Source organism: Bradyrhizobium sp. (genome assembly GCF_049798375.1).
In the GTDB taxonomy this organism is placed as follows: Bacteria; Pseudomonadota; Alphaproteobacteria; order Rhizobiales; family Xanthobacteraceae; genus Bradyrhizobium.
Genome location: NZ_JBARGP010000491.1, coordinates 1 through 5649 on the forward strand (window position 1 = coordinate 1; position 5649 = coordinate 5649).

Sequence of the window (5649 nt, forward strand, 5' to 3'; positions counted from 1 at the left end):
ATGCACTGGTGGAGCGCGCCGGCGCCGCGCCGGACCAGGTCGAAGACGTGATCATGGGCTGCGTGATGCAGACCGGCGAGCAGTCCACCAATGTCGCGCGCAACGCGGTGCTGGCCTCGAAGCTGCCCGAGAGCGTGCCCGGCACCTCGATCGACCGGCAATGCGGCTCCTCGCAGCAGGCGTTGCACTTTGCGGCGCAGGCGGTGATGTCCGGCGCCATGGATTGCGTGATCGCGGCCGGCGTGGAGTCGATGACGCGGGTGCCGATGGGCCTTTCCTCGTCGCTGCCGGCCAAGAACGGCTTTGGCCATTACATGAGCCCGGCCATGCAGGCCAAGTATCCCAACATCCAGTTCAGCCAGTTCACCGGCGCGGAGATGATGGCCGAGAAATACGGCCTCTCCAAAGACCAGCTCGACGAATACGCCTACAACAGCCACCAGCGCGCGATCGCCGCAACCCAGGCAGGAGCCTTCAAGGACGAGGTTGTGCCGCTCACGATCACGCGCGCCGACGGCTCGACGGACACCCATCATATCGACGAAGGCATCCGCTTCGATGTCAGCCTCGACGGCATCAAGGGCGTCAAGCTGATCGCCGAGAATGGCAAGCTGACCGCGGCCTCCGCCAGCCAGATCTGCGACGGCGCCTCCGGCGTCATGGTCGTCAACGAGCGCGGCTTGAAGTCGCTCGGCGTCAAGCCGCTTGCCCGCATCCATCACATGACCATGATGGGCGGCGATCCCGTCATCATGCTGGAAGCGCCGCTGCCGGCGACCCAGCGCGCGCTGCAGAAGGCCGGCATGACAATCGACGACATCGATCTGTTCGAGGTCAACGAGGCCTTCGCCTCGGTGCCGACGGCCTGGCTCAAGACCACCGGCGCCGATCCCGACCGCCTCAACGTCAACGGCGGCGCGATCGCGCTCGGCCATCCCTTGGGCGGCTCCGGCACCAAGCTGATGACGACTCTGGTGCACGCGCTCAAGGCACGTAACAAGCGCTATGGCCTGCAGACCATGTGCGAAGGCGGCGGCATGGCGAATGTGACGATCGTCGAAAGGCTGTAAGGGGCGAATGGTGAGTGGCGAGTAGCGAGTAGATCGCGAGGATTTGCGCGCGCTCGCTCTCGTCACGGCCTAAATTCCCTATTCGCTACTCCCTATTCGCCATTCGCCATGCTCTGGGGGAATCGTGACCCACCCTTCCATCTACGCTCGCCAATCTCCCGACAAGATCGCCTACCAGATGGCGGGCAGCGGCAAGGCCATCAGCTATCGCGAGCTCGATGAGCTGTCGAACCAGGGCGCGCAGCTGTTTCGCGCGCTCGGCCTCAAGGCTGGCGACCACATCGCCTTCCTGATGGAGAACCGGCTCGCCTTCATGGAGATCGCCTGGGCCGCGCAGCGTGCCGGGCTCTATTACACCGCGATCAGCCGCTACCTGACCAAGGACGAGATCGCCTATATCATCAGGGATTGCGGCGCCAAGCTCTTCATCACCTCGCCGAAATGTGCCGAGCAGGTGCGGCAGATCGTGACTGGCGAGCCCGGCGCGCCGCTGTTCTTCATGCTCGACGAGCCGGAAGCCGGCTTCCGTTCCTGGGACAAGGAAGCATCCGCCCAGCCGACCACGCCTGTAACTGACGAAGTTGCAGGCTACGACATGCTGTATTCGTCCGGCACCACGGGCCGGCCGAAGGGTATCAAGAAGGCGTTCGAGAATCTTCCGATCGATGAGCCGAACAAATTCCTGAAAATACTCTGCGCCGACATGTGCGGCATGGGCGCCGACAGCATCTACCTGTCGCCGGCACCGCTCTATCACGCAGCTCCGCTGCGCTTCAATATGATGGCAATCGTGCTCGGCGGCACCTCCATCATCATGGAGCATTTCGACGCCGAGGATTTCCTCAGACTGGTCGAACGGCACAAGGTGACGCAGTCGCAACTGGTGCCGACCATGTTCGTGCGCATGCTGAAGCTGCCCGACGAGGTGCGACAACGTTATGACGTCTCCTCGCTGAAAGGCGCGATCCATGCCGCGGCGCCCTGCCCGGTCGACGTCAAAGCGAGGATGATCGACTGGTGGGGACCGATCCTGATCGAATATTACGCCGGCTCGGAAGGCAATGGCGTCACCGTCTGCACCTCGCCGCAATGGCTCGCGCATCGCGGCAGCGTCGGCCGCGCCGTGGTCGGCAAGATCAAGATTCTTGGCGAGGATGATCAGGAGAGGCCGACCGGCGAGATCGGCACGGTGTATTTCGCCGACGCGCCTGTTTTCACCTATCACAACGATCCGGAGAAGACCAAGCGGGCCTATAACGACAAGGGCTGGTCGACGCTCGGCGATGTCGGCTATCTCGATGGCGACGGCTTCCTCTATCTCACCGACCGCAAGTCCTACATGATCATATCGGGCGGTGTGAACATCTACCCGCAGGAGACCGAGGACGTGCTGATCACCCATCCCGAGGTAGCCGACGTCGCCGTGTTCGGCGTGCCCAACGAGGAGATGGGCGAGGAGGTCAAGGCGGCGGTGCAGCCGCACGACATGACGCGCGCGGGCAAGGCGCTGGAGGAGCAGCTGATCCTGTTCTGCCGCGAGCGCCTGTCGCCGATCAAATGCCCGCGCTCGGTCGACTTCGAAGCCGAATTGCCACGCACCCCGACCGGCAAGCTGGTGAAGCGCCATTTGCGAGAGCGCTACTGGCCGAAGAAGGCGATGGTGTAGCGGCATTCGTAGCCGCCGATCGGCATGGGACTATCGCGCTGTTCATGACTGCGCCCTCTCCCCTTGTGGGAGAGGGCTGCACAATTGGCCACGACATATTCATTTGGGTGAGGGGTTCGTGCCGCAATGTTAGAATTATCGTGCGGAGAAACCCCTCACCCGGCAGCCTCCCGGCGATGCCTTGCATCGCCTTGAGGCTGCCACCCTCTCCCACAAGGGGAGGGTGCATAGGAGCACGCGGCCATGACTGAGTCCCTTTCGCCAACTCCTCTCCCACCGTCCATCCGCTCGCGCCAAATCGACAACAGCAACGGGCTGTCGATGCACGTGCTCGAATCCGGCTTCGAGAGCAAAGGACGGCCCTGCGTGCTGCTGCTGCACGGCTTTCCGGAACTGGCCTATAGCTGGCGCAAGGTGATGCCGGCACTGGCCGCGGCCGGTTACCACGTCATCGCGCCGGACCAGCGCGGTTATGGCCGCACCACCGGCTGGAGCGCCGATTATGATGGCGATCTCGCGCCGTTTCGGTTTCCCAATCTGGTGCGCGACGCGCTCGGGCTCATCTCAGCTTTCGGCTATCGGCATGTCGACGCGGTGATCGGGCATGATTTCGGCAGCCCGGTCGCGGCCTGGTGTGCACTGATCCGCCCAGACGTTTTTCGCTCCGTGGTGATGATGAGCGCACCGTTTCCCGGACCGCCGGCGCTGCCGTTCGATACCGTCGACAAGCCGCCCGCACCGCCCAAGGACGATGCCGTGCTTCGCGAGCTCGCCGCGCTGCCGCGGCCGCGCAAGCACTACCAATGGTACTATTCGACACGCGAAGCCAATGCCGACATGCACGGCGCACCGCAGGGCCTGCACGATTTCCTGCGCGGCTATTATCACCACAAGAGCGCGGACTGGGCCGGCAACAGGCCCTATCCGCTCAGGGCATGGTCGGCGGCGGAGCTGGCGAAGCTGCCGACCTATTACGTGATGGATCGTGACAAGACCATGGCGGAGACAGTAGCTGAAGAAATGCCGGATGCGGCGGCGATAGCAGCCAATCGCTGGCTGCCGGACAGCGAGCTCGCTTATTACAGCGCCCAATATCGGCGCACCGGATTCCAGGGTGGGTTGCAATGGTATCGCTGTGGCACATCCGGCGCGTTCGATGCCGAGTTGCAGGCTTGGTCGGACCGGCCCATCGATGTGCCCTCGGCCTTCATTTCCGGCAAGCAGGATTGGGGGACTTATCAGCGCGCCGGTGCGTTGGAAGCAATGCAGACGCGCGCCTGCAGCAACATGACGCTGTGCGAGCTGGTCGACGGCGCCGGCCATTGGGTACAGCAGGAGCAGCCCGAAGCTGTCAATCGGCTGCTGCTGCGCTTCCTGAACAAATCGACAGAATGAGCATTTCGGCCGGCTTGGCGCGCCCGGCGTGGAACGAACCCTCTCCCCTGGCGTTCGCTTTCGGGCAATGCTCATGTGGAGGAGACTTTATGGATAAGAGAATCGCAGGATTGTTGGGCGCGGTCGCCGCCGTCGGCGCGCTCAGCTCGGCCCAGGCCGCGCCGGCACCCAGTACGACCGATGTCTTGCAGGCCAATTCCTATGCCGACCTGCTCGAGCCGATCCCGAACGCGGCGAAAGTGCTACAAGCGCTCGATGAACAGGCGCCGGCAAAATCGGCCGAGGGCAATGTCCAGGTAGCGCAATTCTACCATCATCATCATCACCACCACCATTTTTATCATCATCATCACCATCACGGCTATTTCCGCCGTGGTCCCGTCATCGTGGTGCGCCCGCATCGCTGGCACCATCACCACCATCACCACTTTTATCACCACCATCATCACCACTTCGATCGCTACTGAGCGCGACGTAGGGTGTGACGAAACAAGGCGCCGATCTCTGAGATCGGCGCCTTTCCATTTGATTTGATCGAAAACCGGTCAGGACTGTCGCGCTTTGTCCTTTGCGGCGCGATGGAGATGGCGGTAGGTGCCGTCGAATACGGTGTCGGTCGACGAGGTCCACTCGGTACCCTTCGCGAGCGTCGGCCGGCTCGCATGAATACGACGAGATTGCAGCTCGCGCTCTGCCGCCTCCTCCTCCCCCATCGGCTCCAGGGCGAAGTTGGCTTCCTCGGGGATCACGATCACTTGTGCGAACGGCTCGCCGGGACGGAAAATGTGGGTGCGGCCTTCCGCCGGGGACTTGAACACGCAGAAGAACAGCATCGGCCACCAATTGCGGATCAGCGCCGGCACGGCCACCGGCACGGTGTCGGTGCGGTCGGTGTAGAATCGCGGATGCGGCTCGGTGCGGATCGCGAAACCCTTGGGCCCCTTGAGATCAAGCAGGATCTGGTAGGTGTAGAAGCTGTCGCCGAAATTGCGAAACGGCGGCCACGCGGCGCCCGAGGCGGGCGGATCGCCCCAGTCGGCGGACAGTGTCAGCTTGCCGTCCACTGTGCTGACACGAAGCTCGAAATCGTAGGGATAGAACAGCTCAATGCCGTATTGAGCGCCCTCCGAGAACGGCACGCAGTGCCAGACCTGCTCATGCGAGCCATCAGTCCGGGGATTCCGCTCGCCGGACCAGCCCGGAATCTCCAGCTTGGTCCGGCGCGGCGCCAGCCGCGGGTCATTCAAGCGATATTTGACGTTGTCCATGACACACTCTCGAGAGCAAACGACGGAACGCGAACGACGAAACGGCTGGCTGAGTTCCATGTCGGCGCGGCGGCCAGCAGGAAATGTATCGCACCGGTTTCGGCAACGGCGATTTGACCTCGCCGCCCCACTCACCTATATCTATTTAGAATTATTCTAAATTGGAGCACCGGACTAAGTCCATGAAAAATTTTGCGGATCTCAGCGAGCGCGAAATCCTGGCGGTCGCGATCGCGGCCGAGGAGGAAGA

At 62.7% G+C, this 5649-nt stretch carries 5 protein-coding genes; 4 read left to right on the forward strand and 1 reads right to left on the reverse strand.

What is annotated here, in order from left to right; all coding sequences use genetic code 11:
• The first annotated feature begins 53 nt into the window (after positions 1-53).
• From WA702_RS20070 to WA702_RS20085, 4 genes are all read left to right on the forward strand, one after another.
• Entirely contained in the window at positions 54-1070 is a 1017-nt protein-coding gene (locus WA702_RS20070; RefSeq protein WP_425112293.1) for an acetyl-CoA C-acetyltransferase, read from the forward strand.
• Positions 1071-1194: 124 nt separating this feature from the next.
• Entirely contained in the window at positions 1195-2736 is a 1542-nt protein-coding gene (locus tag WA702_RS20075; protein WP_425112290.1) for an acyl-CoA synthetase, read from the forward strand.
• Positions 2737-3057: 321 nt separating this feature from the next.
• Positions 3058-4131 (forward strand): alpha/beta fold hydrolase, encoded by a 1074-nt coding sequence (locus WA702_RS20080; protein WP_425112294.1) that lies wholly within the window; start codon positions 3058-3060, stop codon positions 4129-4131.
• Positions 4132-4220: 89 nt separating this feature from the next.
• Positions 4221-4598 (forward strand): hypothetical protein, encoded by a 378-nt coding sequence (locus WA702_RS20085; protein WP_425112291.1) that lies wholly within the window; start codon positions 4221-4223, stop codon positions 4596-4598.
• 78 nt (positions 4599-4676) lie between these two features.
• Here the strand turns inward: WA702_RS20085 and WA702_RS20090 are convergent, their stop codons facing one another.
• Positions 4677-5399: a hypothetical protein gene (locus WA702_RS20090; protein WP_425112292.1), complete on the reverse strand. Its 723-nt coding sequence runs from the start codon at positions 5397-5399 to the stop codon at positions 4677-4679.
• Between the last annotated feature and the right edge of the window lie 250 nt (positions 5400-5649).

Bases quoted from the DNA above. Each gene is read 5' to 3' on its own strand.
- WA702_RS20090 (WP_425112292.1), bottom strand. From the start codon at position 5,399: ATGGACAACGTCAAATATCGCTTGAATGACCCGCGGCTGGCGCCGCGC.
- WA702_RS20080 (WP_425112294.1), top strand. From the start codon at position 3,058: ATGCACGTGCTCGAATCCGGCTTCGAGAGCAAAGGACGGCCCTGCGTG.
- WA702_RS20085 (WP_425112291.1), top strand. From the start codon at position 4,221: ATGGATAAGAGAATCGCAGGATTGTTGGGCGCGGTCGCCGCCGTCGGC.
- WA702_RS20070 (WP_425112293.1), top strand. From the start codon at position 54: ATGGGCTGCGTGATGCAGACCGGCGAGCAGTCCACCAATGTCGCGCGC.